The 22,785-nt window shown below is 68.0% G+C and carries 17 protein-coding genes and 1 pseudogene; 9 read left to right on the top strand and 9 right to left on the bottom strand.

Annotation, left to right across the window (positions count from 1 at the left end; translation table 11 throughout):
• The first annotated feature begins 86 nt into the window (after positions 1-86).
• A complete protein-coding gene (locus A5695_RS24960; RefSeq protein ID WP_068088868.1) occupies positions 87-1,253 on the top strand; it encodes a glycosyltransferase family 4 protein in 1,167 nt (388 codons plus the stop codon).
• 19 nt (positions 1,254-1,272) lie between these two features.
• Here the strand turns inward: A5695_RS24960 and A5695_RS24955 are convergent, their stop codons facing one another.
• Both A5695_RS24955 and A5695_RS24950 read right to left on the bottom strand, forming a co-directional pair.
• On the bottom strand, positions 1,273-3,030 hold the full coding sequence (locus A5695_RS24955) for a hypothetical protein (RefSeq protein ID WP_082946290.1): 1,758 nt from the start codon (positions 3,028-3,030) through the stop codon (positions 1,273-1,275).
• A gap of 8 nt (positions 3,031-3,038) precedes the next feature.
• Positions 3,039-4,310 carry a DUF3068 domain-containing protein gene (locus A5695_RS24950; RefSeq protein ID WP_197515614.1) on the bottom strand — a complete coding sequence of 424 codons (1,272 nt, stop codon included), beginning with the start codon at positions 4,308-4,310 and terminating at the stop codon, positions 3,039-3,041.
• A gap of 167 nt (positions 4,311-4,477) precedes the next feature.
• Between A5695_RS24950 and A5695_RS24945 the strand changes: the two genes are divergently transcribed.
• Positions 4,478-5,659 (top strand): acyltransferase, encoded by a 1,182-nt coding sequence (locus A5695_RS24945; protein ID WP_156749834.1) that lies wholly within the window; start codon positions 4,478-4,480, stop codon positions 5,657-5,659.
• Here the strand turns inward: A5695_RS24945 and A5695_RS24940 are convergent.
• Both A5695_RS24940 and A5695_RS24935 read right to left on the bottom strand, forming a co-directional pair.
• A complete protein-coding gene (locus tag A5695_RS24940; RefSeq protein ID WP_068088973.1) occupies positions 5,656-6,132 on the bottom strand; it encodes a YbjN domain-containing protein in 477 nt (158 codons plus the stop codon). The genes A5695_RS24945 and A5695_RS24940 overlap by 4 nt on opposite strands.
• Before the next feature lie 165 nt (positions 6,133-6,297).
• Complete coding sequence (locus tag A5695_RS24935) at positions 6,298-7,278, bottom strand: phosphotriesterase (protein WP_068088861.1); 981 nt, start codon at positions 7,276-7,278, stop codon at positions 6,298-6,300.
• Between the two features lie 123 nt (positions 7,279-7,401).
• Here A5695_RS24935 and A5695_RS24930 point away from each other — a divergent pair, with 123 nt between their 5' ends.
• The 3 genes from A5695_RS24930 (at position 7,402) to A5695_RS24920 (ending at position 10,900) form a co-directional block, all read left to right on the top strand.
• The gene (locus tag A5695_RS24930) at positions 7,402-9,111 is read left to right on the top strand and encodes an acyl-CoA dehydrogenase family protein (RefSeq protein ID WP_068088858.1); all 1,710 of its coding nucleotides are present in this window, start codon (positions 7,402-7,404) and stop codon (positions 9,109-9,111) included.
• A gap of 158 nt (positions 9,112-9,269) precedes the next feature.
• Positions 9,270-9,962: a TetR/AcrR family transcriptional regulator gene (locus A5695_RS24925; protein WP_068088968.1), complete on the top strand. Its 693-nt coding sequence runs from the start codon at positions 9,270-9,272 to the stop codon at positions 9,960-9,962.
• Positions 9,959-10,900: a R2-like ligand-binding oxidase gene (locus A5695_RS24920; protein WP_068088855.1), complete on the top strand. Its 942-nt coding sequence runs from the start codon at positions 9,959-9,961 to the stop codon at positions 10,898-10,900. Before A5695_RS24925 ends, A5695_RS24920 begins: the two co-directional genes overlap by 4 nt.
• Before the next feature lie 97 nt (positions 10,901-10,997).
• Here the strand turns inward: A5695_RS24920 and A5695_RS24915 are convergent, their stop codons facing one another.
• Entirely contained in the window at positions 10,998-12,374 is a 1,377-nt protein-coding gene (locus A5695_RS24915) for an NADP-dependent succinic semialdehyde dehydrogenase (protein ID WP_068088846.1), read from the bottom strand.
• A 79-nt stretch (positions 12,375-12,453) separates the two neighbouring features.
• On the opposite strand from A5695_RS24915, the gene A5695_RS24910 reads away from it, so the two are divergent.
• Positions 12,454-14,100 carry an acetolactate synthase large subunit gene (locus A5695_RS24910; protein ID WP_068088843.1) on the top strand — a complete coding sequence of 549 codons (1,647 nt, stop codon included), beginning with the start codon at positions 12,454-12,456 and terminating at the stop codon, positions 14,098-14,100.
• A gap of 248 nt (positions 14,101-14,348) precedes the next feature.
• Here the strand turns inward: A5695_RS24910 and A5695_RS30080 are convergent, their stop codons facing one another.
• On the bottom strand, positions 14,349-14,474 hold the full coding sequence (locus tag A5695_RS30080; protein ID WP_255398696.1) for a hypothetical protein: 126 nt from the start codon (positions 14,472-14,474) through the stop codon (positions 14,349-14,351).
• 129 nt (positions 14,475-14,603) lie between these two features.
• Between A5695_RS30080 and A5695_RS24905 the strand changes: the two genes are divergently transcribed.
• A complete protein-coding gene (locus tag A5695_RS24905; RefSeq protein WP_068088840.1) occupies positions 14,604-15,059 on the top strand; it encodes a hypothetical protein in 456 nt (151 codons plus the stop codon).
• Positions 15,060-15,581: 522 nt separating this feature from the next.
• Here the strand turns inward: A5695_RS24905 and A5695_RS28080 are convergent.
• The gene (locus tag A5695_RS28080) at positions 15,582-17,045 is read right to left on the bottom strand and encodes a hypothetical protein (protein ID WP_231974967.1); all 1,464 of its coding nucleotides are present in this window, start codon (positions 17,043-17,045) and stop codon (positions 15,582-15,584) included.
• A 323-nt stretch (positions 17,046-17,368) separates the two neighbouring features.
• Between A5695_RS28080 and A5695_RS29930 the strand changes: the two are divergent.
• Positions 17,369-17,648: pseudogene (locus A5695_RS29930) on the top strand (hypothetical protein); the annotation flags it as partial.
• 31 nt (positions 17,649-17,679) lie between these two features.
• Positions 17,680-18,240: a hypothetical protein gene (locus A5695_RS24895; protein ID WP_068088834.1), complete on the top strand. Its 561-nt coding sequence runs from the start codon at positions 17,680-17,682 to the stop codon at positions 18,238-18,240.
• On the opposite strand, the gene A5695_RS24890 is transcribed toward A5695_RS24895, so the two are convergent.
• A complete protein-coding gene (locus tag A5695_RS24890) occupies positions 18,237-19,673 on the bottom strand; it encodes a lipase maturation factor family protein (RefSeq protein ID WP_068088831.1) in 1,437 nt (478 codons plus the stop codon). The two genes, A5695_RS24895 and A5695_RS24890, sit on opposite strands and share 4 nt — an antisense overlap.
• An 87-nt stretch (positions 19,674-19,760) precedes the next feature.
• Positions 19,761-22,785: alpha-(1->3)-arabinofuranosyltransferase family protein (locus tag A5695_RS24885; RefSeq protein ID WP_068088827.1), on the bottom strand; the 3,025-nt coding region annotated here is incomplete at its 5' end.

Here is a 22,785-nt window from a genome sequence, read left to right as displayed (position 1 = left end):
AAACGCGGGTGGGATCCGGGGTCACGGCCACCGGCCAACCCTACGCAGCGCCGGTGACCGTCGCCGCCGGGCTAGGCTGACCAGTGATGTCTGGTCTGCGCTCCGTGCTCCTGCTGTGCTGGCGCGATACCGGGCATCCGCAGGGCGGCGGCAGCGAGGCCTACTTGCAGCGCATCGGCGCGCAGCTGGCCGCGTCCGGCATCGCCGTCACGCTGCGCACTGCCCGTTATCCCGGCGCGCCGCGCCGGGGGGTCGTCGACGGTGTGCGCATCGACCGCGCCGGCGGCCGCTATTCCGTCTACGTTTGGGCCCTGCTCGCGATGGCGGCGGCGCGGCTGGGACTCGGTCCGCTGCGGCGCGTGCGGCCCGACGTGATCGTCGACACCCAGAACGGCCTGCCGTTCCTCGCCCGGCTGGTGTACGGCCGGCGGGTGGTGGTGCTGGTGCACCACTGCCACCGTGAGCAGTGGCCGGTCGCCGGACCGGTGCTCGGGCGGCTCGGCTGGTTCGTCGAGTCGACGCTGTCGCCGCGCCTCAACCGGCGCAATCAATACGTGACGGTGTCGCTGCCGTCGGCGCGCGACCTGGTGACGCTCGGGGTGGACAACACGCGCATCGCGGTGGTGCGCAACGGCCTCGATGAGGCCCCGGCCCGAACACTGTCCGGCCCGCGCGCCGCCGCGCCACGGGTGGTGGTGCTGTCGCGACTGGTGCCGCACAAGCAGATTGAGGACGCGCTGGAGGCTGTCGCGCAGTTGCGGCCGCGGATGCCGGGTCTGCACCTCGACATCGTCGGCGACGGCTGGTGGCGTCAGCGGCTCGTCGACCACGTCGAGCGGCTGGGCATCTCCGGCGCGGTGACCTTCCATGGTCACGTCGACGACGTGACCAAACACCATGTGCTGCAGAGCGCTTGGGTGCAGCTGCTGCCGTCGCGCAAGGAGGGTTGGGGCCTGGCGGTCGTCGAGGCGGCCCAGCACCGGGTGCCGACCATCGGCTACCGATCCTCCGGCGGCCTGTCGGACTCGATCGTCGACGAGGTGACCGGGATCCTGGTGGACACTCACGCCGAGCTGGTGGACCGCCTCGAGGAGGTGCTCTCCGATCCCGTCCTGCGCGACCAGCTCGGTGCCAAGGCCCACACCCGAAGCGGCGAATTCTCGTGGCGGCAAAGCGCCGACGCCATGCGCACGGTCCTCGACGCCGTGCGGACCGGCCACCCGGTCAGCGGGCTGGTCACCGGCCAGGGCTGATCGCCGCGAGCCGCGAGACTTAATCGATGGCGGGGCTTTCCGGCGTGTCGCCGCCGTGGGTTAAGTGTCGCGACAGGGCAATTGGCGGCGAGTGCCGCGCGGGCCGCGAGACTCGCGCGCCGACCAGCGCGCCGGCCCCGCCCACCAGCAGCGCCGCCAGCCACGCCAGGTGCGCGATCAGTGTCGCCGTGCGCGCGCCGGCGGACACCGCGGCGGTGTCGCCGCCGATCCGGTAGAGCGCGATGTCGTCGTCGCGGTAGACCGGCGTCAACGCATCGAGGGTGACCGCCGACGCCCCCATATCGCCGGCGGTGTCCGACTCGACGACCAGCCAGCCCACACCGGCCGGGGCCAGGGCGGCCGGATCGGGCCCGGCCAGCAGCAACTGCTGCACCGCCCGGGCGCGGCTGCCCTCCCCGGGGATGACGGTCCCCGAGATCGCCAGGTCGCCCGTGCTCAGGACATCCGCGCGCACCCAGCGGGGCAACGGATCCAGCACCGGTGCACGTCCCGACCAGCTGTAAAGCCGCATGGTGCCGGCCGGCAACACCGCCACCGTCGCGGGCCGTTGGTTGATCGCGGCGGCCACCGCGGCCCACCCGCGCGGATACTGCACCGGCGACACCTGGCCCCACACGCCCCAGGCGAGGTCGGGCAGCGCGAAGATCAGCGCGAGGCAGCAGACCGGCGCCGTGATCGCCGGCCACAGCCACCTCTGCAGCGTCACCACCGCGCCCGCCCCCGCCAGCGCGTATCCCGGCACGGCCAGCGCCACCCACTTCTGCCCGTCCCGCAGCACCCCGAAGCCGGGCGCGGCGTCAACCACCGCGCCCAGGAGCTGCAGGCCCGGGCCCGTGGCCAGCGCGGCCGGCGCCAGCACGGCCGCCGCCGCCAACGCCAGCAGTGGACGCGCCGCCGGGCGCCGCACCACCGTTGGCAACCCGGCGGCCACGACGCCCAGCAGCACCACGGCCGACGCCACCGCGAACAGGGTGGTCCGCGAAATTGGGACGGCTTCGCCGTTCCAGATCCCGCCGAGGCCGGCCAGGCTGGCTAGCGTGCCCAGCCCCGGCTCGGCGCGCGGCGCGAACGCGGTGACTCCCAAGGTGTTCGCGACCGTGTGGGAGGCTAGCGGCGCGCCCCCGACCGCGGCGGTCAGCCAGGGCAGCGCCGCCACCAGGGCGGCGCCGAGCGTCACCGCGGCGCACAGCCAGCGGGGCCGGCCCGCCCCGGGGGCGGCGACGCACACGAGCCCGACCGTCGCGGCGAGCAACAGGCCGGTCGGCGTCAGCCCGGCGAGCGCGATCCAGAAGGCCAGCCCGAACAACGAGCCGGCGCCCGTCCGCAGCATCAGGGTCGTCGTCGCGATCCAGGGCAGGCAGCCGTAGCCGAGCAGCAGGCTCCAGTGGCCCTGCAGCAGCCGCTCGGCGACATAGGGGTTCCAGATCGCCAAGGTGGTGGCGACGAACTGGCCGGCCATGCCCGCGTCGGGCAGCGCCACCGCGACCAGCCGGGCCGCGCCCCATCCGGCAAGCCAGAGCCCCAGGACCAGCAGCGCCTTGACCACGACGCCCCCGTCGAGCACATGCGAGGCCAGTGCCACCGCGAAGTCTTGGGGTGTCGCCCGCGGCGCCGCCGTCAGTCCAAGCGCGGTATCCGACACATACGAGCGCGGTGTCGACACGGCGTCGCGCAGCAGCAGGTAGCCGGGCTTGAGCAGCGGTCCGACCACCAGCAGCGCCAAGACCAGCGCGTACCCGGGCCGGGTCCAGCGCACGCGGCGGGCTATTCCCGTTCGGGCGGGCTGGTGGGCTCGGGCGGCCCGGAATCGGGCGGCTCTTCGGAGCCCAGGGTGGGCGCTTCGGGATCATCGTGCGCCGTGGGGCGCTGCGTGGGCAGCTTCTCGGTCTCGGCCTCGGCGCCGGGGACCGGCTCCTCGAGGCCGCTGCGGCCGAAGAAGTCCTGGTCGTCCCGGTCCAGGCCGGGATCGGTCAACGCGCTCTCGGTGCGCAGGCTGAACGAGGCCAGCAGGCCGCCGGCGACCAGCGCGATCAGGCCGACCGCCGTGAACGTTATCGGCAGCACCCGCGACCACAGCGACAGCCGGTCGCGCTCATCGCGGGCAGCGTTGACCTGCGATTCGACGGTGTCCTGGTTGGAGGTGACCTTGTAGTCGGCCAGCGTCAGTTCCGGCTTGAGCGGATCGCGGGCGAAGTAGTGGTTGGCGTGCTCGGTCTCCTTGACGATGGTGCCGGACACCGGGTCCACCCAGAAGGTGCGCTGCGCGGCGTAATAACGGGTCATGGTGATCTGCTCGTTCGGGTCGCCGCCCTGGATGCCCCACATCGACGCCGACGTGGTCTGCTTGGCGTCCTCGCTGCCCGCCATCAGCGACGGATACGCCACGGGGCCCACCAGCTTGCCGTCGGCGTTGTAGCCGATGTTCTGGGTGAACTTGTAGGTGGTCAGGCCGTTGACGTCTTCCTGGCTGTCGTAGTTGACGTCGAACGGCTTCTGCGCGATCGGATCGAAGAAGGGGTACGTCTTCTTTTCGGTGTGGAATGGGAACCGGTAGGCCAGGCCGTCGTGCCGCAACGGCATCGCGGTGGGCGGGTTCTCGTCGTTGAAGGCGCGCGGCTTTTGAACCGAGCCGCCGGTGTGGGTGTCGTCGGACACGGCCACCGCCGTCTTGCGGTTGAGGGTGACGGTGTCGACGATCGCTAGCAGCAGGCCGCTGTCCTTCTGCTTGTCGGTGCGCCGCACCGAGCTGCCGACCTGCAGGGTGACCACGTCGGTGTTCGCCGGCGATTCGACGCTGATCTGTTGCTGGGACACCAGCGGGACGTTTTGGTTGACGACGACGTGATCCGTCGACAACGACGCGGCGTCGAGCGCGGTTCCGGTGCCGTCGCTGATCAGCGTGGCGTCGATGTCGAGCGGAACCTTCGTGATCCGGCTGGTGGTGTAGGTCGACAACAGCAGCGCGGCGATCAGCAGGGCGGCGCCCAGTCCGATGATCCCGCATGCGGCGAACCGCAACATGACTGCTCGGTTCACGTTGCTGTGCCCTCCTAGTGCTCTCGCTATGCGCCGTAGGCCGCGACCCCGCCCCGACCTGAGCAAGCACCGAGGCAAACCCGTTTGACACTAACAGCAGAACGTAAGGGCCCGACTTACGAACCTGTTGCTGTTCGGGTCTAGCCACTCGTTCCTCAACGCCGCAGATGCAAACTGTGGTGGTGACCGATGGCCAACAGGTGGGCGGGATTCGCAGCTTCCTGCCCGCGGTGGAGGGGATGCGCGCGTGCGCGGCCATGGGCGTGGTGGTTACGCACGTCGCTTTCCAGACCGGGCACTCCAGCGGTGTCTCCGGGCGGCTGTTCGGCCGCTTCGATCTGGCGGTCGCGGTGTTCTTCGCGTTGTCGGGCTTCCTGTTGTGGCGCGCACACGCCGCCGCGGCGCGCGGCCTGCGGCCTCGGCCCCGCACGGGTCATTACCTGCGGTCGCGGGCCGTGCGCATCATGCCCGCCTACGTGGTGGCGGTCGTCGTGATCCTGTCGCTGCTGCCCGACGCCGACCACGCCAGCCCGACCGTGTGGTTGGCCAACCTGACCCTGACCCAGATCTACGTGCCCCTCACCCTGACCGGCGGGCTGACCCAGATGTGGAGCCTTTCCGTCGAGGTCAGCTTCTATCTGGCCCTGCCGCTCCTGGCGCTGTTGGCCCGGCGCCTGCCGGTCGGCGCGCGGGTTCCGGTGATCGCCGCGCTGGCGGCGCTCAGCTGGGCATGGGGCTGGGTGCCCATCCATTCCGGGGCCGGGACCAACCCGCTCAACTGGCCGCCGGCGTTCTTCTCCTGGTTCGCCGCGGGCATGCTGCTGGCGGAATGGGTGCACAACCCGATCGGCCTGCCCGCGCGCTTGGCGCGGCGCCGTGTCGTGATGGCCGTCATCGCCGCGGTGGCGTATCTGGTGGCGGCCTCCCCGTTGGCCGGCCCCGAAGGCCTGATCCCGGGCACCGCCACCCAGTTCGCGGTGAAAACAGCGGCGGGCTCGCTGGTGGCCTTCGCCTTGGTCGCCCCCCTGGTGCTGGACCGGATCGATACGCCGCACCGGCTGCTGGGCAGCACCGTCATGGTGACGCTGGGACGCTGGTCCTACGGCCTGTTCGTGTGGCACCTGGCCGCGTTGGCCATGGTGTTCCCGGTACTCGGGACGTTCGCCTTCACCGGCCGGATGCCCTCGGTGTTGGTGCTGACCCTGATCTTCGGATGGGCGATCGCGGCGGTCAGCTACGGGCTGGTCGAGTCGCCCTGCCGAGAAGCGTTGCGGCGCTGGGAGAAACGCGAGAGGCCGGCCGAGGCTGACGAAGTCGCCGACGCCGAGGCGGACGCGATCGCGCCCTAGCCGGTGCGATCCATCCACTCCTCGAGCGTGTCCGCGGACGGCAGGCGGACGGCGCGGTCGATCTTCTTGAACAGGTCGGCCCCGTACTCGACGGTGGATCGGACGAGATTGCCCAACGCCTCGACGTGAATGCCGTCGGTCAGCAGGTAAGCGTTCTCGCCGACAACGCTCACCTGGCCAGGCAGGGCGGTCTCGCGCACAAACGCCTTGGGCCAATGGGTTTCGCGATTCCAGTCGTTGACCAGTTCCATCAGCCGCGGCCGCTCGGTCGCGTCGTAGTGCCCGGCGGGGCTGATCGAGATCTCGAAGATGTCCCGACGCAGGCCGTTGATCCGCAGGTTCACGTGCAGTCTGCCGCGCGCGTAGCTGGGCAGCATCATGAACTCCTCGCCGTCGTCGCTGCGGAAGAAGCGCAATTGGCGCGATCGCAGATAGCGTTCGATCAGCTCGGTGCTCAGGGGCTCGATCTGCATGCCCCGATCGTCGGGCCACGGCCTTGGAGGATTCTTGGGGCCCGTCAGCCCGCCGCCGCCCGGATTCACACCACGGAGTCGGGCGGCACCCACAATCACGTAGGCGCGGGCCACCCGGCTCGTCGAGGCGTCGAGGCGACCTGGGTGCCGATCGGCGGGACCGGCTCACTCATAGGCGCCCTGCCGCTCGAAGATGCGGCGGGGGTTGTCGACCAGCATGGTATTCAGTTGATCGTCGGTGACGCCGCGCTCCTGGAGTGCGGGGATGACGTCGTTGTGGATGTGCAGGTAGTGCCAGTTCGGCGCCAGCTGCGGCACCAACTCTTCGGGCAGCGCGTCGAAGTAGCAGTTGGCATCGTGGGAGAGCACCATTTTGTCGGCATGCCCACGCTCGCACATCTGCGCCACGATCTTGACCCGTTCTTCGAATGGTGAGATCACGTCGAGCCCGAACCGGTCCATGCCGAGATACGAACCGGGGGCGATGAGCTCTTCGAGGTACCCGATGTCGGTGCTGTCACCGGAGTGCCCGATGATCACTCGGCTCAGGTCGACGCCCTCCTCTTCGAAGATGCGCTGCTGTTCGAGTCCGCGGCGCAACCCGGCGTGGGTGTGCGTGGAGATCGGCACCCCGGTGCGCTTGTGCGCCTGGGCGACGGCGCGTAGCACCCGCTCGACGCCTGGGGTGATGCCCGGCTCGTCGGTGGCGCACTTGAGGATCCCGGCCTTGACGCCGGTGTCGGCGATGCCCTGCTCGATGTCGCGGACGAACATGTCGGTCATGATCTCCGGGCCGCCCAGCATGCCGCCGGGGCCCTCGTAGTGGAACCGGAACGGAATGTCGTTGTAGGTGTAAAGACCGGTCGCCACAACGATATTCAGCTCGGTCGCCGCCGCGACGCGCGCGATGCGCGGGATGTAGCGGCCCAGCCCGATCACGGTCAGGTCGACGATGGTGTCGACCCCGCGGGACTTCAGCTCGTTGAGTCGATCGATGGCGTCGGCAATCCGGCGTTCCTCGTCGCCCCAAGCTTCGGGATAGTTCTGGGCAATCTCGGTGGTCATGATGAACACGTGCTCATGCATGAGGGTCACGCCGAGCTCGGCGGTATCGATTGCGCCGCGGGCGGTATTGAGTGCTGACACTCCACTGATGCTAGGTCGCCTCGGCGGTCGGACAAAAGTGCCGATTTGTTCCGGTCCGGCCCAACGGCCGTGCCGTGCGGGTACCGTCACCCTCGTCTTTGGCCGACCCCAGGGAGCCCCGCCATGTTGCTCAATCCCAACAACCTGCAGCGCCAATACCCGGAGCGTCGTTCCGCGGACATGATGGCCGCCACGGTCGACTTCTTCGAATCGCGCGGTAAGGCGCGGCTGAAGCATGACGACCACGAACGGGTTTGGTACTCCGAGTTTTTGGACCACATCGGGCGCGAGAGGATCTTCGCGTCGCTGCTGACCCCGTCGGAGTACGGCGCCGACGGCTGCCGCTGGGACACCTACCGGATCAGCGCGTTCGCCGAGATCGTGGGCTTCTATGGCCTCAACTACTGGTACCCCTTCCAGGTCACGGCGCTGGGTCTGGGCCCGATCTGGATGAGCGACAACACGGACGCCAAGCGCAAGGCCGCCGCTCAGCTGGAGGCGGGCGAGGTCTTCGCCTTCGGCCTGTCGGAGCAGACGCACGGCGCCGACGTCTACCAGACCGACATGATCCTCACGTCGTCCGGCGAGGCTGGTCTCGGCGGCTGGACCGCGAGCGGCGAGAAGTACTACATCGGCAACGCCAACGTGGCGCGGATGGTCTCCACGTTCGGCAAGATCGCCGGCACGGACGAGTACGTGTTCTTCGTCGCCGACTCCCAACACGATCGGTACGACCTGATCAAGAACGTGGTGAACTCGCAGAACTTCGTCGCCAACTACGCGCTGCGCGACTACCCGGTCACCGAGGCCGACATCCTGCACCGTGGCCAAGGGGCGTTCCACGCCGCGCTCAACACCGTCAACGTGTGCAAGTACAACCTGGGCTGGGGCGCGGTAGGCATGTGCACCCACGCCCTGTACGAGGCGGTCACCCACGCCTCCAACCGGGTCCTGTACGGCACCGTCGTGACCGACTTCAGTCATGTCCGGCGCCTGCTCACCGACGCCTACCTGCGGCTGGTGGCAATGCGGCTGGTATGCACCCGGGCCTGTGACTACATGCGCAGCGCGTCCGCCGACGACCGGCGTTACCTGCTGTACAGCCCGCTCACCAAGGCCAAAGTCACCAGCGAAGGGGAGCGGGTGATTACCGCCCTGTGGGATGTGATCGCCGCCAAGGGTGTCGAGAAGGACACCATCTTCGAGGCCATGATCCGCGAAATCGGTTTGCTGCCAAGGCTTGAGGGCACCGTGCACATCAACATCGGGCTGCTGGCCAAGTTCATGCCCAACTACTTGTTCGCGCCGAACGGCGACTTGCCGTTGATCGGCCGCCGCGACGACGCGGTTGACGACGCGTTCCTGTTCGCACAGGGACCGACCGGGGGTTTGGGCAAGGTACGCTTCCATGACTGGCACGCGCCGTTCGACGCCTTCGGCCACCTGGCCAATGTCGCGTTGCTGCGCAAGCAGGTCGACGTGCTCGCCGACATGCTGGCCAGCGCCACCCCCGACGCCGCGCAGCAAAGCGACGTCGACTTCGCGTTCGCCATGGGCCAGTTGTTCGCGACGGTGCCCTACGCGCAGCTCATCCTCGAGGAGGCCACGCTGTCGGATGTGGACGAGACGCTGATCGACGAGATCTTCGCCGTGCTGGTCCGCGACTTCAACTGCTACGCCGTGGAATTGAGCGACAAGCCCGCGACCACCGACGACCAGGCCCGCATGGCGACGCGGATGATCCGCCGCCCCGTCCACGACCCCACCCGCTACGCCCAGGTCTGGAAGGAACACATCCAGCCGCTCAACGGCGCGTATCAGATGCGGCCGTAGGCCAGGCCATTCGCCGAGCGTCACGCCAGCGTGGCATCCACCGTCGACCCTCACGCCAGCGTGACGCTCGCCGCATAAGACTGCCGCGGCCAGACCTCTTGACTGTGACACAGATCACCGTAATATGACCAGTGGTCATTCAACGCGAGGGGGCCGCATTGCCAACGGTGACTTGGGCTCGGGTGGACCCCGGCCGGCGTGCCGCGATCATCGACGCCGCGGAGCAGGAGTTCGGGGCGCACGGTTTCTCCCGGGGCAGCCTCAACGTCATCGCGCGGCGGGCTGGCGTCGCGAAGGGCAGTCTCTTTCAATACTTCGCGGACAAGCGCGACCTGTTTGCGTTCATTGCCGACATCGGCAGCCAGCGGGTCCGCGCGTACATGGAAGACCGCATCCGCGAGCTCGACCCGAGCCGGCCGTTCTTCGACTTCCTGACCGACTGGCTCGACGCGTGGGTGGCCTACTTCGCCGACCACCCGCACGAACGGGCGCTGCACGCCGCGGCGACCCTGGAAGTCGACACCGAGGCCCGCGTCAGCGTGCAGAACGTCATCCACCGGCACTACCTGGAAGTGATGCGGCCGCTGGTTCGCGACGCGAAGGCGCGCGGCGATCTGCGCGCGGACTCCGACACCGACGCGCTGTTGTCGTTGCTGCTCTTGATCTTTCCGCACCTGGCGCTGGCGCCGTACATGCGCGGCCTGGACCCGGTTCTCGGGCTGGACGAACCCACCCCCGAGCAACCGGCACTGGCCGTGCGCCGGCTCGTGGGGGTGCTGGCGGCCGCCTTCGCGGCGTCCCCGCGCCCACCCGTCCACTCAGCCCCGCAACAATCCGAGGAGGTCACATGACACGCACGCATTCGGGCTCGATGGTCAAGGGCGGGCTCGACTGGGACAGCTTGCCGCTGCGCTTGTTCGCCGGCGGCAACGCGAAGTTCTGGAACCCGGCCGACATCGACTTTTCCCGCGACCGCGCCGACTGGGAGCAGCTAACCGACGACGAACGCCACTACGCCACCCGGCTCTGCGCGGAGTTCATCGCCGGTGAGGAAGCGGTAACCGAGGACATCCAGCCGTTCATGTCGGCGATGCGCGCCGAGGGCCGGCTGGGCGACGAGATGTACCTGACGCAGTTCGCGTTCGAGGAGGCCAAGCACGTCCAGGTGTTCCGCATGTGGCTGGACGCCGTCGGCGTCACCGGCGACCTGCACGAATACCTCGACGACATCCCCACCTACCGGACGGTCTTCTACGAGGAGCTGCCTGACTGCCTCAACGCCTTGTCGGTCGACCCGTCCCCGGCCGCCCAGGTGCGGGCCTCGGTCACCTACAACCACATGGTCGAGGGCATGCTGGCGCTGACGGGCTACTTCGGCTGGCACAAGATCTGCGTGGAGCGCGGCATCCTGCCCGGCATGCAGGAGTTGGTGCGGCGCATCGGTGACGACGAGCGGCGCCACATGGCGTGGGGCACGTTCACCTGCCGCCGTCACGTCGCCGCCGACGACGCCAACTGGGGCGTCTTCGAGACGCGGATGAACGAGCTGATGCCGCTCGGGCTGCGCCTGATCGAAGAGGGCTTCTCCCTTTACGATCCGATGCCGTTCGGCCTCTCGGTGGATGAATTCATGGGGTACGCGGCCGACAAGGGCATGCGGCGCTTCGGCACCATCTCCAGCGCCCGCGGGCGGCCGCTGGAAGAGATCGACCTCGACTACTCGCCGCTGCAGCTCGAGGACACCTTCGCCGACGAGGACGAGAAGGCCCTGGCCGCCGCGTCCGCCTGAGCTATTCGACCTTGCTGCCGCCGGCGGTGTCCACCGCGTCGCCGTCGCCGATGGTGGCGACCCGCTGCGCCCGGCTACGCCGCGCTTGCGATCGCCACTACCCGACCCACACGGTCTTGGCGTTGACGAACGCGCGGATGCCGAGGCCGGCGAGTTCGCGGCCGTAACCGGAACGCTTGACCCCGCCGAAGCCCAGCTCGGGGTAGGACACCGTCATGCCGTTGATGAAGACCTGGCCGGCCTCGATGTCGTCGATGAAGCGCTGCTGCTCGGCCTCATCGTTGGTCCAGGCGTTGGACCCCAACCCGAACGTGGTGGCGTTGGCGATCTCGATCGCCTCGTCGATGTCCTTAGCCCGGTACATCGACGCCACCGGACCGAACACCTCTTCGGTGTAGAGCGCCATGTCCTTGGTGATGTCGGTGACCACCGTCGGCGGGTAGAACCAGCCCGGTCCGTCGATGGGCTTGCCGCCGAGCCGGATCGTGGCGCCCGCCGCGGCCGCGTCGTCGACCTGCTTGACGATGTCGTCGCGGCCGGACTCGGTGGCCAGCGGGCCCACGTCGGTCTCCGGGTCGGTCGGGTCCCCGACCTTGAGCGCAGCCATCCGCTCGGTGAACTTATCGACGAACTCGTCGTAGATGTCGGTGTGAACGATGAACCGCTTCGCGGCGATGCAGGATTGGCCGTTGTTCTGGACGCGCGCGGTGACCGCGGTCTTGGCGGCCTCGTCCAGGTTCGCCGACGGCATGACGATGAACGGGTCGCTGCCGCCGAGCTCGAGCACGGTGGGTTTGATCTCGTCGCCGGCGATGGCCGCGACCGACTGCCCGGCCGGCTCACTGCCGGTCAGGGTGGCGGCCGCGACGCGGGGGTCGCGCAGGATGCGCTCCACGGCGCTCGATGAGACCAGCAGTGTCTGGAAGCAGCCGTCCGGGAAGCCGCCGCGGGCGATGACGTCGGCCAGGTAGAGCGCGGACTGCGGCACGTTCGAGGCGTGCTTGAGGATGCCGACGTTGCCGGCCATCAGCGCCGGCGCGGCGAACCGGACGGCCTGCCACAGCGGGAAGTTCCACGGCATGATGGCCAGCACCACGCCGAGCGGTTGGTAGCGGGTGTAGGCCCGCTTGGCGCCGACCGCTTGCGCATCCGCGGGTTCGTCGGCCAACAGCTGCTCGGCGTTCTGGGCGTAATACCGAAAGCCCTTGGCGCACTTGAGCGCCTCGGCTTTGGCCGAGGCCAGCGTCTTGCCCATCTCGCACGTCATCATCGCGGCGACGTCGTCGGCCTCCTTCTCCAAGAGGTCGGCGGTCGCGTTTGCCCACTGCGCGCGCTGGGCAAAGGTGGTGTTATGGCGGTAGTCCTGGAACCGGGCGTAGGCGCGGGCGATGGTCGCGTCGACTTCTTGGTCGGTTGCCGGGGTGAAGGTCTTCACCGTCTCGCCGGTGGCCGGGTTGATCGTGGCGATGGGCACGCTGCAATCCTTCGCTTCGGGGTTGGTAAGAGGTCCAACACCCAGCCTGCCACTATCGTTCCCTCAAGGGAGGTGCCGGATGAGTAAAGCCGCCGAGTTGATGGTCAAGTGCCTGGAAAACGAGGGTGTTTCCGTGGTCTTCGGCCTGCCGGGGGAGGAGAACATCCGCTTCGTGCAGGCGCTGGCCTCCTCCAGCATCCGCTACGTGCTCACCCGGCACGAGCAGGCCGCGGCCTTCATGGCCGAGATGTACGGGCGCGTCACCGGGCGAGCGGCGGTGGTGTCGAGCACCCTGGGCCCCGGCGCCATCAACATGCAGCTGGGGGTGGCCGACGCCACCACCAACAGCACCCCGTTGGTCGCGATCTCCGCTCAGGTGGGGCACGACCGGGAGTTCAAGGAGTCGCACCAGTACGTCGACCTGGTGTCGATGTTCGCGCCCATCACGCGGTGGGCCGCCGGGGTGCCGACCGCCCGCGCCATCCCCGAGATGTTCCGCAAGGCGTTTAAAGTCGCCGAGACCGAGCGCCCGGCGGCGGTGTACTTGGCAGTGCCGGAGCACATCGACGCCGATGAGACCGACTATGACCTGACGCCTTTGCCGCGCAACGTCGTTCGCGCCGACGCACCCGCACCCGGACAAGTGGAGCGCGCGGTCGACATTCTGCGCCAGGCCAAGCGGCCGGTGGTGCTGGCCGGGCACGGCGCCGCCCGCGGCAACGCCACCGCGGCCCTGGTGCGGTTTTCCGAGGAACTCGGCATTCCCGTCGCCAACACCTTCCACGGCAAGGGTGTGATGCCCGATGACCACCCCAACAGCATCGGAACGCTGGGGTTCATGCGGCACGACTACGTGAATTTCGGCTTCGACAATGCCGACGTGGTGATCGCCGTCGGCTACGAGTTGCAGGAGTTCGACCCCGTCCGGATCAACCCGCAGGCGGACAAGAAGATCATCCACATCCACCGGTTCCCGGCCGAGGTCGACGCCCACTATTCGGTGGACGTCGGGATCATCGGCGACATCAGCGCTTCGTTGGATGCGCTGACGGACGGGCTGGACGGCCACGCCTACGAGGCGGACCCGGAGGTTCCCGGGCACGGCCTGCTCGCCGAGGAATTCGGCCGTGGCCAAGAAGATTCACGCTATCCGCTGGCCCCGGCCCGGATCGTCGCCGACACCCGCGCGGCGCTGGGCCGCGGCGACGTGGTCCTGGTCGACACCGGCGCCACGAAGATGTGGATGGCCAGGCTCTACCCGACGTACGAGTGCAACACCTGCCTGGTATCAAATGGCTTGTCCACCATGGGGTTTGCGCTGCCGGGCGCGCTGGGTGTCAAGCTGGCACGGCCCGAGTCGAAGGTGCTGGCGGTCGTCGGTGACGGCGCGTTCCTGATGAACTCCCAGGAGATCGAGACCGCCGTCCGCGAGCGGATACCGCTGGTGGTGCTGATCTGGGAGGACGGCGGTTACGGCCTGATCGAGTGGAAGATGGACCTCGAACTCGGCGCGCACTACTACGTGAAGTTCGGCAACCCCGATGTGGTGAAGTACGCGGAAAGCTTTGGCGCCAAGGGGTATCGGATCTCCCATGCCGAGGAATTGTTGCCGACGCTGCGGGCCGCCCTCGACGATGACGGCGTGTCGGTGATCTCCTGCCCCGTTGACTACTCCGAGAATCTGCGGTTGACCGACCGGCTCGGCGAGCTGGACGAGACGCTGTGATTTACGGGTACATCCAAGCCAACGGCGGGCATACGCCGGTGTTCTGCGGCAGCCGCAACCCCGGTGGCTGTCCTTGGATGATCAGCGCGGGCAGGCCGGAGTCGGGCGCGAAATAGTTAGGTGTGGCAGACGTTGCGGTCCCAATCCGGCATCCGGCGCATCTGGCCCACGTTCGGGCACCACATCTGGCTGCAGATGTGGGAGGTGTAGCAACCCGGCGGTCCCTCCGGCGGTGCGCATTCCGGCGGCTAATTACCGCCGTTGTTCGTGGAGCAGACGGCGTGGGCGATACCGGGACCGAGCATCAAATCCGCAGGCCACAGTGAGCCGGACAGCGCCAGCACGGTTGCCAAACCCGCAAGTCCTGGTCTCATTCTCGGATCCTTCGCGGTGGCCGCCGCTGTTGCGAGGGGATTTAGTCCTCACATCATCGCTAGTGGGGCCTTCGGCGCGCGGGCCGGAAGGCCCTATCGATCGGGTTCCCGGGCGCGGAGCCTTAGGACATGCGGCGGGTCCGGCACGTTCACATGCGCCTGGGTGGTGCCGCCGTCGCGGCGGCCCTGTACGCCGTGGCTTCGGCGGGGACGGCGAGCGCCGGCTACCCCGGCGTTCCGGAGTGGTACTCGCAGGCCCAAGAGCACCTGGCGAATACGGCCAACTTCATGCAGGCGGCGGTCAACGCGATCGAAGCCAACGACATCAACGCCCTACGGTCGGCATGCTCGGCGGTCCACGATGAACAAACCATCGGCCTTCAGGCCCACCTGCCCACGCCGGATCCGGCGTTGACTGCTGCCCTGCAGTCCGAGATCAATGACTTCCACACGGCCACGCACCTGTGCATGTCACTGGGGCCTAACAGCACCCCAGAGGATCTGGAACGAGCAGACGCCTTCGTGCACCAGGCAATCGAAGACCTGAGGTTGGTCAACGACATCCTGGTCGCGGACCTCAGTTGAGGTTCTAGCCGAAAATATTCAAATCTTTTGCGCGAGTGTGCGTGGGTGGCGATTTTCGGCGGTCCAAGACAGCTCTCCGGCGCCAGCGGGAATCCTGATCAGCATCGCCGGAATGGTGTGCCAGCTCGTCGGTTAGTCGGGACCAGACGCGTTCAGTCGCTCGTAATTTTGCGAGTCATACGGGTGGGTGCGCCGAGCTGGCGGCTTAGACGTGGGGCAGCCAGCGGGTGCCTCGTTGCGAGATCACGAAACCTCGGCCTTGGGAGTCTTTGCACGCGGTGGCGCCCGAGCCGTCGACCCCACAAAATGTCCCGCCAGCGGCTAAGGCTTGTAGCGGTGGGAGCGGCTTGAGCGGGTGTCCTTGAACCGACCCGTCACTGTATGGAGTTGTTGTGGCTGCTCGAATGCCGCTGTCTGTCGACACCGAAGTGAAGGGGTTCTTGTCACTATCCGGTACGCCGGGGATATTGCCGATGCATTCGACGCTACCGGTGCGGAAGTTGCACGGAATCCCTTCGGGTGTCAGGAAATAGATGGCGGTAGTGGGATCGCGTTGAGGGTTTGGCAGCTCGATTCCGTAGTCGAACACGTTGAGGCGCGGGTAGCCGGACGGGTCGGGAAATACCGGGTCGGCGTGTGACTGGGTACATGCCGACATTGTGGCCAGGCTGATGACTGAGGCGGCTGCGGTGAGCATTCGACGGATGGTTGGCATCGGCTTGAGCCCCTTTCAGCTTCCCGGGGTGACCGTGAAAGTTGTTGTATAGGTCTTCGGATCGTAGACACCGACCCCGTAGGTGCTGACGCGCATGGTGACAACGTCTTTGCCGTTACTTGTCGTATGTCGGTAAATGTAGGCCCGTAAGGGATGTCTGGTAGCTGCCCGACGAGCGGCGTCGGTGACGCATTGAGCAGGCCTTGGGGCGTGCTGGCGACGGCACCTTGGATCGGCTTGTCAGCGGCCGCGCCGACGATCATGAAGCCTTTCCCTTGGGGAAGGGCCACGATCTGGCTTTCGCGATTGCCGTTGAGTGCACCGTTGAAAGTTCCCTTAGGTTGCAACGTATTTCCCCAGTTGCCGTTCTGGTTGATCGGTGCAGATTCCCACAACCCGCGCTGCCCGTTTTGGTTGTTTCCCATGATGACCATCTTCCCGGTGTTCGGGTCGAATGCGCCGCTAGCTTGAGAAATGCCGTGAAGTGTGAACAGCACTTTGTCGGGGTGAGCGAGGTCGACCACCACGGTGTCGGGCACAGAGAATTGCGTGTTGGGCTGGCCGTCGGGCCCTTTGTACGGGACAAGACCGTAGAAGCCGTAGTGCTCACCGTTGGGGCCGACTGCGGTTCCGGTCGGCAACGGACGCGTGCCTTCCGGGTGCGGTATCGGGTTCGGACCGTTGATGCCAGGTGTATCGCCATCGGGGGGAACCAGGATGTTGGGGTAACCGTGAGCGCCGTCGCCACCAAGCGCGATTCCCGTTCCGGGAATTGACAAGTCCAAGTCATCTTGGTCTCTCGTGTTCAGGCCTTCAAGCAGGGGCGGCGTGCCAGGACCGTCAATCCTCGGACCAGTGCCGCCGCCGTTAAGAGGTGGTCCGCCGGGGCCGAAATGGGCATCAGCCCAGATCCCGGCCGGGTCGTAGCCGTCCCTGACGAGGTCAGCTTGCGCCGCGTGCAGCGTGCCGGTGTACACGCCACGAATCAACCGCATCTGCACTAGGGCATCGCGAACGTCGTCTGCCTCATCGGCTTTGGCGTCCTCAATCAAGGTCAACAGCGCATGGCGGCTCTTTGCATCGAGGGTCGGGTCTTCAAGGTCTTTCTGCGCCGCGACGACGACTTTGTCAAGCATCTCCAACTGGTGATTGAGCGTGCGGATTTCAGTCATGCCTCGTTTCTGTGCCTCCGCCAAAGCAGCGGCGATGTTCTCCAAATCCGACCCGATCTTGGGCAGCCGTTCAGATTGCCAGCCGAGCGCTTTAGTCACGCGTTCCACTTCAGCGGAGTCGTTGATCGGATGATCGCCGTCTTGGTGGTTCCAGGCGGCATCGAATCGGTTCTTGGCCTGATCAAAGTCCTCACTGGCCGCAGCTGTGCACCGACCCGCGTCGTGGAATGCCTGGGCAAGACGGTCGATCTGCCAGGGGCTACCCGCCTGCAGGCTCCGATTTATCTCCCAGGGGTTTCCCCAGCCTTCGCGATCAGCTCCGCGATATCTAGCACTCCACCGCCCCCGCACGAACGTCAGCGCAGTACAACAGCCCTATAAACCTACCCCGCCGAAGTGGTCGTCAACGACGGTTTCTGTGGACGTCGCCGCGCGGCACGCTGTCGTACGTTCGTCGAGAAGTCCACCACGTCACCGACTACGCGACATCGCGGCGCACCGACATCGACAACCTCACCTTCGCCTGCGGACCCCACCGCCGCATGCTCAAACCCCGCGGCTGCACCACCCGCAAAAACACCACAGGCGACACCCAATGGATCCCACCCCCACACCACGACCGCGGCCAACCCCGCACCAACACCTTCCACCACCGGAGAAAAACCCCTCCGCGACGGCGATGACGACGACGACGCGGCATAGCCCGGGCCGCGCTTCGCTAACGTTTTCGTTCGTGTCGTTGTGGCTGTCGTTGAGACCGTGGTGGCTGCAGTGGCCGCTGTACACCCTGATGGTGATGGTGGGCCTGACACCGATCGTGATGCTGGGCGACTACCCCAGCGAGCCGTCCCGGTCGCACTGGACCAGCGCACCGTGGTGGATCACCGTCGCGATCGTCGCACTGGTGATCGGCCTGGCCACTGCGCTCGGCTCGGTGCGCCGCATGGCGGGGCTGCGCCCCGCGCTCGGAACACTGTCATTCTCTGAATGTCGTCAAGTGTCCAAGGCGATGCGTTCAGGCGCTCTTCCCAATGACCCGGCAATGCGTCGGGCGGCGAGGCAACTGATCGAGCGAACGCGCGACTCCGTCGCGAGCTCTGCCAAACTGATGATCACCGTGTGTTGGATCCTCGTGGCGGTGCAAGTCGTCGGCTTCATCGGTGACGCAAAACATTTCACGTTGCGAGGCCTGTTGCTGTCGGTGGCATTCGCATATCTCGCCGGCTACTACTGGTACTACCCACGTCTGCTCGACGCGCGTCTCCAACTGCTCGACCGGCCCACGCCCGGCTAGCCCCGTCCCGTTCCGGAATCTGTCGTCAGCGCCATTGGGCGGACGTACCCGCCGATCAGCTCCCGATGCCACCACGCTCGCTCGCGGCGCAGCTCGGCGGGCGTGGTGAAGCGGTACTCGTAGAGCCGCGCGCGCACATAGCGTGGCGGCGCATCCGGAAACGGGTTGTGCCGCAACAATCGCAGCGCGGGCCGATCGTTGCGCAGCAGCCGCTGCAGGAACGGCGTCAGCCACGGCTGCGCGTAGGCGGGGGAGATGGCGGCGAACCACATCAGCCAGTCCAGCCGCAGGTGATAGGGCGCCCACTGGCGCGGAATTCGGCGCACGGCGCCGGGCTTGCCCTTGAATTCGTATTCCTTCCAGACCGTCTGCTCGGTGAGGTGCGTTTCGTCGGTGCCTTCGATCACCACCTCGCGACGGACGCGTCCGATGCTGCCGAATGCGCCGTAGGTGTTGACCAAATGAAAAGAATTGAATGACATATTCATTCGCTGCCGCGAAGATAACATGTTGCGCGCCGGCCAGTAGCTCATGAACAACATCGCCGCCGCGAACGCGATCACCAGCGCGGTGAACCATATCGGCGTCACCGGGAACGCCGGATGAAGGTGCGAGCTGAACCATGAGTCGTCGATTGCGCTGCACGCCAAGAGGATTGTCACCCAGTTGAGCCAGGCGAAGTTGCCCGACGTCACCAGCCACAGCTGGGTGACGACGATGATCGCCGCGGCGACGCTGGACACCGGTTGGGGCGCGAACAACCCGAATGGCACGATCAGCTGGGAGAAGTGGTTGCCCGCCACCTCGATTCGATGCAGCGGCTTCGGCAGGTGGTGGAAGAACCAGCTCAATGGCCCAGGCATCGGCTGCGTTTCGTGGTGGTAGTACAGACACGTCAGGTCCCGCCAGCAGGGGTCGCCGCGCATCTTGATCAACCCCGCGCCGAACTCGACCCGGAACAACAGCAACCGGGCCATCCACAATGTCAACACCGGCGGCGCCACTTGGGAGTTGCCGAGAAAAATCATCAGAAAGCCGGTTTCCAGCAGCAGCGATTCCCAGCCGAACGCATACCAGCTCTGCCCCACGTTGACGATCGACAGGTAGAGCACCCACAGCGTCAGCCACATCAACATCGCGGCCCACAGCGGCGCCGCGTCGGCCGCACCGGCCACGATCGCCGCCGACAGCGCCGCCCCGAACCAGGACACCGTCGAGAACAGGCGATCGGAGTAGCGCAGATGAAAGAGGCTGGGAGTCCGCCAAAACGACTGCCCGGCCAAAAATCGCGGGACCGGCTGCATTCCGTGTTCCCCGATGAGCGCTTGGAACTGCGCCGCGGCCGCGACGAACGCGAGCAGGTAGATCACCGCGGCGCCCCGCTCGAGCACCTCTCTGCCGAGCCAATATTCGGGTGCGGAAAACCAGCCCATGGTCGTAACTCCTCGGACGGTGGTGGTCACACAAACCCGCATATCCAGTCAATCAGCCGGTAAACGGTTAGCCAATAGCCGCGACGGCTATCCCTCGCGGGGCTTACGCGCACGCTCGGGCAGCGTCACCGCTGAGGCGGCGAGCGCCGCGAGCGAAATCAGCGCCAGCAGCTGGACATTCGCGGAATGCCCGGCGTAACCGTCCACCGATCGCCAGGGATGCCGCGAAAGCACCGCCCCAGACAGAATCAGACCGCCCGCGCTCAGCACCATCGCGCCGCCGTCCAAGCGCCGGCGGCGCAGCGCATATCGCAGCCCCAGGGCCACACCCACCATGACGACGCCGGCCGCCCCGGCGACCACCGCCGCGGCGGCCACCGCCGCGACCGCGGCCCACATCCCCGGGTTCCACGGCCGGGGCGGCGCACCGTCGGTCCGCCGGCTCTTCGTGCGCCACAGCGCGAGCATGGCCAGCAGCGGCAGCAAGGCCAGCCCCACCGCCAGCCCCGCCCGGTACTGCGCGTTGGACGGGAAAGTCAGCGTGATGGTGCCGGGATCCCCGGGGGGCACCACCCAGCCCTGCTGCCAGCCGTTGACGGCAACCGGCGTCAGCCGAGTCCCGCCGCTGGTGCGCGCGACCCAACCGGGGTTGACGCTTTCGGGGACGACCAGCACCCGCGAAGTGGACGACGGCGGCGCCTGCACCTCGCGGCGGTCCGGACCCCACGTGCGCCACACCGGAACGGCGACCGCGGCGGGCGCGAGCGGGGCGGCGGCCCGGGAAGTCAGCTCTGCGCCGTCGACGACGAACTGAGCGCCCGGGCTGATCAGCAGCTCCTGCTGGCCCGCAGGCAGCGCGACCGGATCGGGGTCGCACGCGCGCGCGGCAATGGGCTCGTCATCGAGCAGCGCTCCGACGGTGGTGCGGATCGACGTGTGCAGGAACCGGCCCGCGACCGCGACGACCGGGCCGTGGTCGCAGTCGACCGTGATCTCGCGGCCGCGGTTGCGGGCGGCGTCGGCGGGCGCGATCGGGTTGCCGTCGGCACCGAGCGCCGCCACCTCGGCCAGACCCGGCGGTTTGAGCTGATCGAAACCGAGCGCGTTGCGATCGATGACGTCGCCCCAATTCAGCAGGCTCACGGTGACGCTGTCGGTCACCCGCGGGTTCAGCGAAAGAGTCTGCGGTTCACCGGCTTTCAACGAGCGCACCTGCGGCCCGTCGCCGAGGTTGACCGCCACCATCGTCGGGTGGGCGGGCAGCGCCGAGGCGCTGGGCGCCAGCCGCAGCCCGGTGACCTCGGTGGGTCGCGGCAGGGTGAGCGTCACCGTGGGCGAGGTCTTGTGCTGCACCACCCGCTGCGGCGCCGTCCACGCGGTGGCCGGGTCGCCGTCGGTAGCCGCAAACGTCGACCCGAGAACGTCGACCATGTCGGCGTCGCCGCGGGCCCGGGTGGTGCCCGGCTCGGCGATCAGGTCGGCCAGCTTGGGTCCCTGGCGCGGCCGCACCCACACCGTCGGCGTCACCGACGTCGGTGCCGGAACGGTCAGCGTCCGGCTGAGGTTGACCGGTTCCTCGGGCGCCAGGGCCATCGACGGCGCGCAGCGCACGCCATCGGGCGCCGTCGCGCAACCCGGCCTGCCGAGCAGCTCCGAACCCAGGTCCCAGCCGGTGATCGCGGAGCCTGGCGGCGGCCCGGGAACCCGCACGGTGTGCCGCAGCTCGACCGGGTGGGCGAATCCGGACGCGTCGTATTGGGTGACCGAGAGGTCGGTGATGCCGAATTGCACGCCGGGCGATCCGTCGTCGGTGCCCGCGGCGGTGATCCGCACCCATGGCGTCTCGCCGTAGGGCAGGGCGGAGGCGAGCGGCTTGCCGGGCTCGTCGAACCGCAGGGTGGTGCTGCCGGTCGCGGTCTCGATCAGGATGCGGCGCACCTGGGCGCCGACGGCGGTGGCGCTGGGCGTCAGGGTGAGCGCGGCGTTGGTCACCGGATGGTCGAAATCGACCTGCAGCCACTGGCCGACGGCGGCCTGCAGCGAGTTGGACACCCACGCCGTCGCCGGGTCGCCGTCGATGGCGGCGACGGGGGACGTCGCCGGTGCGACGTCTGGCATCGCCGTGGAATCCGACGACGAGCTCGACACCGTGATCCGGCCCCCGGTCCACGCGCCGACGACCGGCTCGGCGCCGGGGACGGGATAGTCGGGCACCCGGTTGTAGGTATGCCGTTCGTCGCCCGGGGCCCGCACGGCCGACGAGTGCTGGTCCACCCGGCCGTAGTCGGTCTCGCGGGCGACCGGGGTATCGGTGACGGTCACCGCTGGCGCGGGGAGGTTGGCGGCACGCGCGTCGGCGGACATCAGCACCGGACCCAACGGCGGCTGGCCCTGCAGCCGGCGGCGCTCGTCGAGGCGCAGCAGTACCTCCGGCCCGCCGTCGACCCGGGGCAGCCGATCCACGTCGGCGAAGTACGGGGCCCCCGAACCGCCGGTGACCCGGTACACCTCGACGGCCGGATATCGGGGTCGCAGGCCGCTGTCGGCGACGAAACCCGCGAGGGTGCCGGGACCCACCGGCTCACCGAACTGCGCCACCTTCTGCAGCCCGGGGGAACCGTCGACGGCGCGGTGTACCAGGATGGGCCGCGCCGAGCGCGACGTGTCCGGATCCAGGTCGTTGCGCAGCACCACATACGAAATACCTTGGCGGGCAAGCGTATCCGCGAGCCCCGCCGACGGGCGCCCGGCGGCGAAGAGGCGCTGCACCGAATCCAGCGCCCGGATGGTTTGCGGCGGCGTCAGCGGGATGGAGTCGCGAACGCCCCACGGGCTGCCGCCGAGCACCTGCAGCGGCTCGTCGTGGCTGGTGCCCCACACCTGGGTCGCGAACGGCGCCCCCGGTGCCACCAGCACCCGGCCGGGCGCCGGAGTGCCCGCGTTGTGCCGGTCCAGCCAGTCGGCGGTTTCCTGCCAATACCGGGGTATCGCGGTGAAGGTGCCGGGCGGGGTCAGCCGGCCGGTCCACGCCAGGGAGGTGCTCACCAGCAGCGCCGTCAGCACGACGATCGCGACGGCCACCCGCCTGTCGCGCTCGGGGTGGGCGAACGCG

Origin of the sequence: Mycobacterium sp. E1747 (assembly GCF_001667775.1) — a bacterium.
GTDB lineage: Bacteria > Actinomycetota > Actinomycetes > Mycobacteriales > Mycobacteriaceae > Mycobacterium.
This window is presented reverse-complemented; position numbering and strand designations above follow the sequence as displayed.

What these genes read in the sequence shown, in the direction of transcription:
- A5695_RS24960 (WP_068088868.1), top strand. Translation starts at nt 87, where the DNA reads ATGTCTGGTCTGCGCTCCGTGCTCCTGCTGTGCTGGCGCGATACCGGG.
- A5695_RS24945 (WP_156749834.1), top strand. Translation starts at nt 4,478, where the DNA reads ATGCAAACTGTGGTGGTGACCGATGGCCAACAGGTGGGCGGGATTCGC.
- A5695_RS24940 (WP_068088973.1), bottom strand. Translation starts at nt 6,132, where the DNA reads ATGCAGATCGAGCCCCTGAGCACCGAGCTGATCGAACGCTATCTGCGA.
- A5695_RS24930 (WP_068088858.1), top strand. Translation starts at nt 7,402, where the DNA reads ATGTTGCTCAATCCCAACAACCTGCAGCGCCAATACCCGGAGCGTCGT.
- A5695_RS24920 (WP_068088855.1), top strand. Translation starts at nt 9,959, where the DNA reads ATGACACGCACGCATTCGGGCTCGATGGTCAAGGGCGGGCTCGACTGG.
- A5695_RS24910 (WP_068088843.1), top strand. Translation starts at nt 12,454, where the DNA reads ATGAGTAAAGCCGCCGAGTTGATGGTCAAGTGCCTGGAAAACGAGGGT.
- A5695_RS30080 (WP_255398696.1), bottom strand. Translation starts at nt 14,474, where the DNA reads ATGAGACCAGGACTTGCGGGTTTGGCAACCGTGCTGGCGCTGTCCGGC.
- A5695_RS24905 (WP_068088840.1), top strand. Translation starts at nt 14,604, where the DNA reads ATGCGGCGGGTCCGGCACGTTCACATGCGCCTGGGTGGTGCCGCCGTC.
- A5695_RS24890 (WP_068088831.1), bottom strand. Translation starts at nt 19,673, where the DNA reads ATGGGCTGGTTTTCCGCACCCGAATATTGGCTCGGCAGAGAGGTGCTC.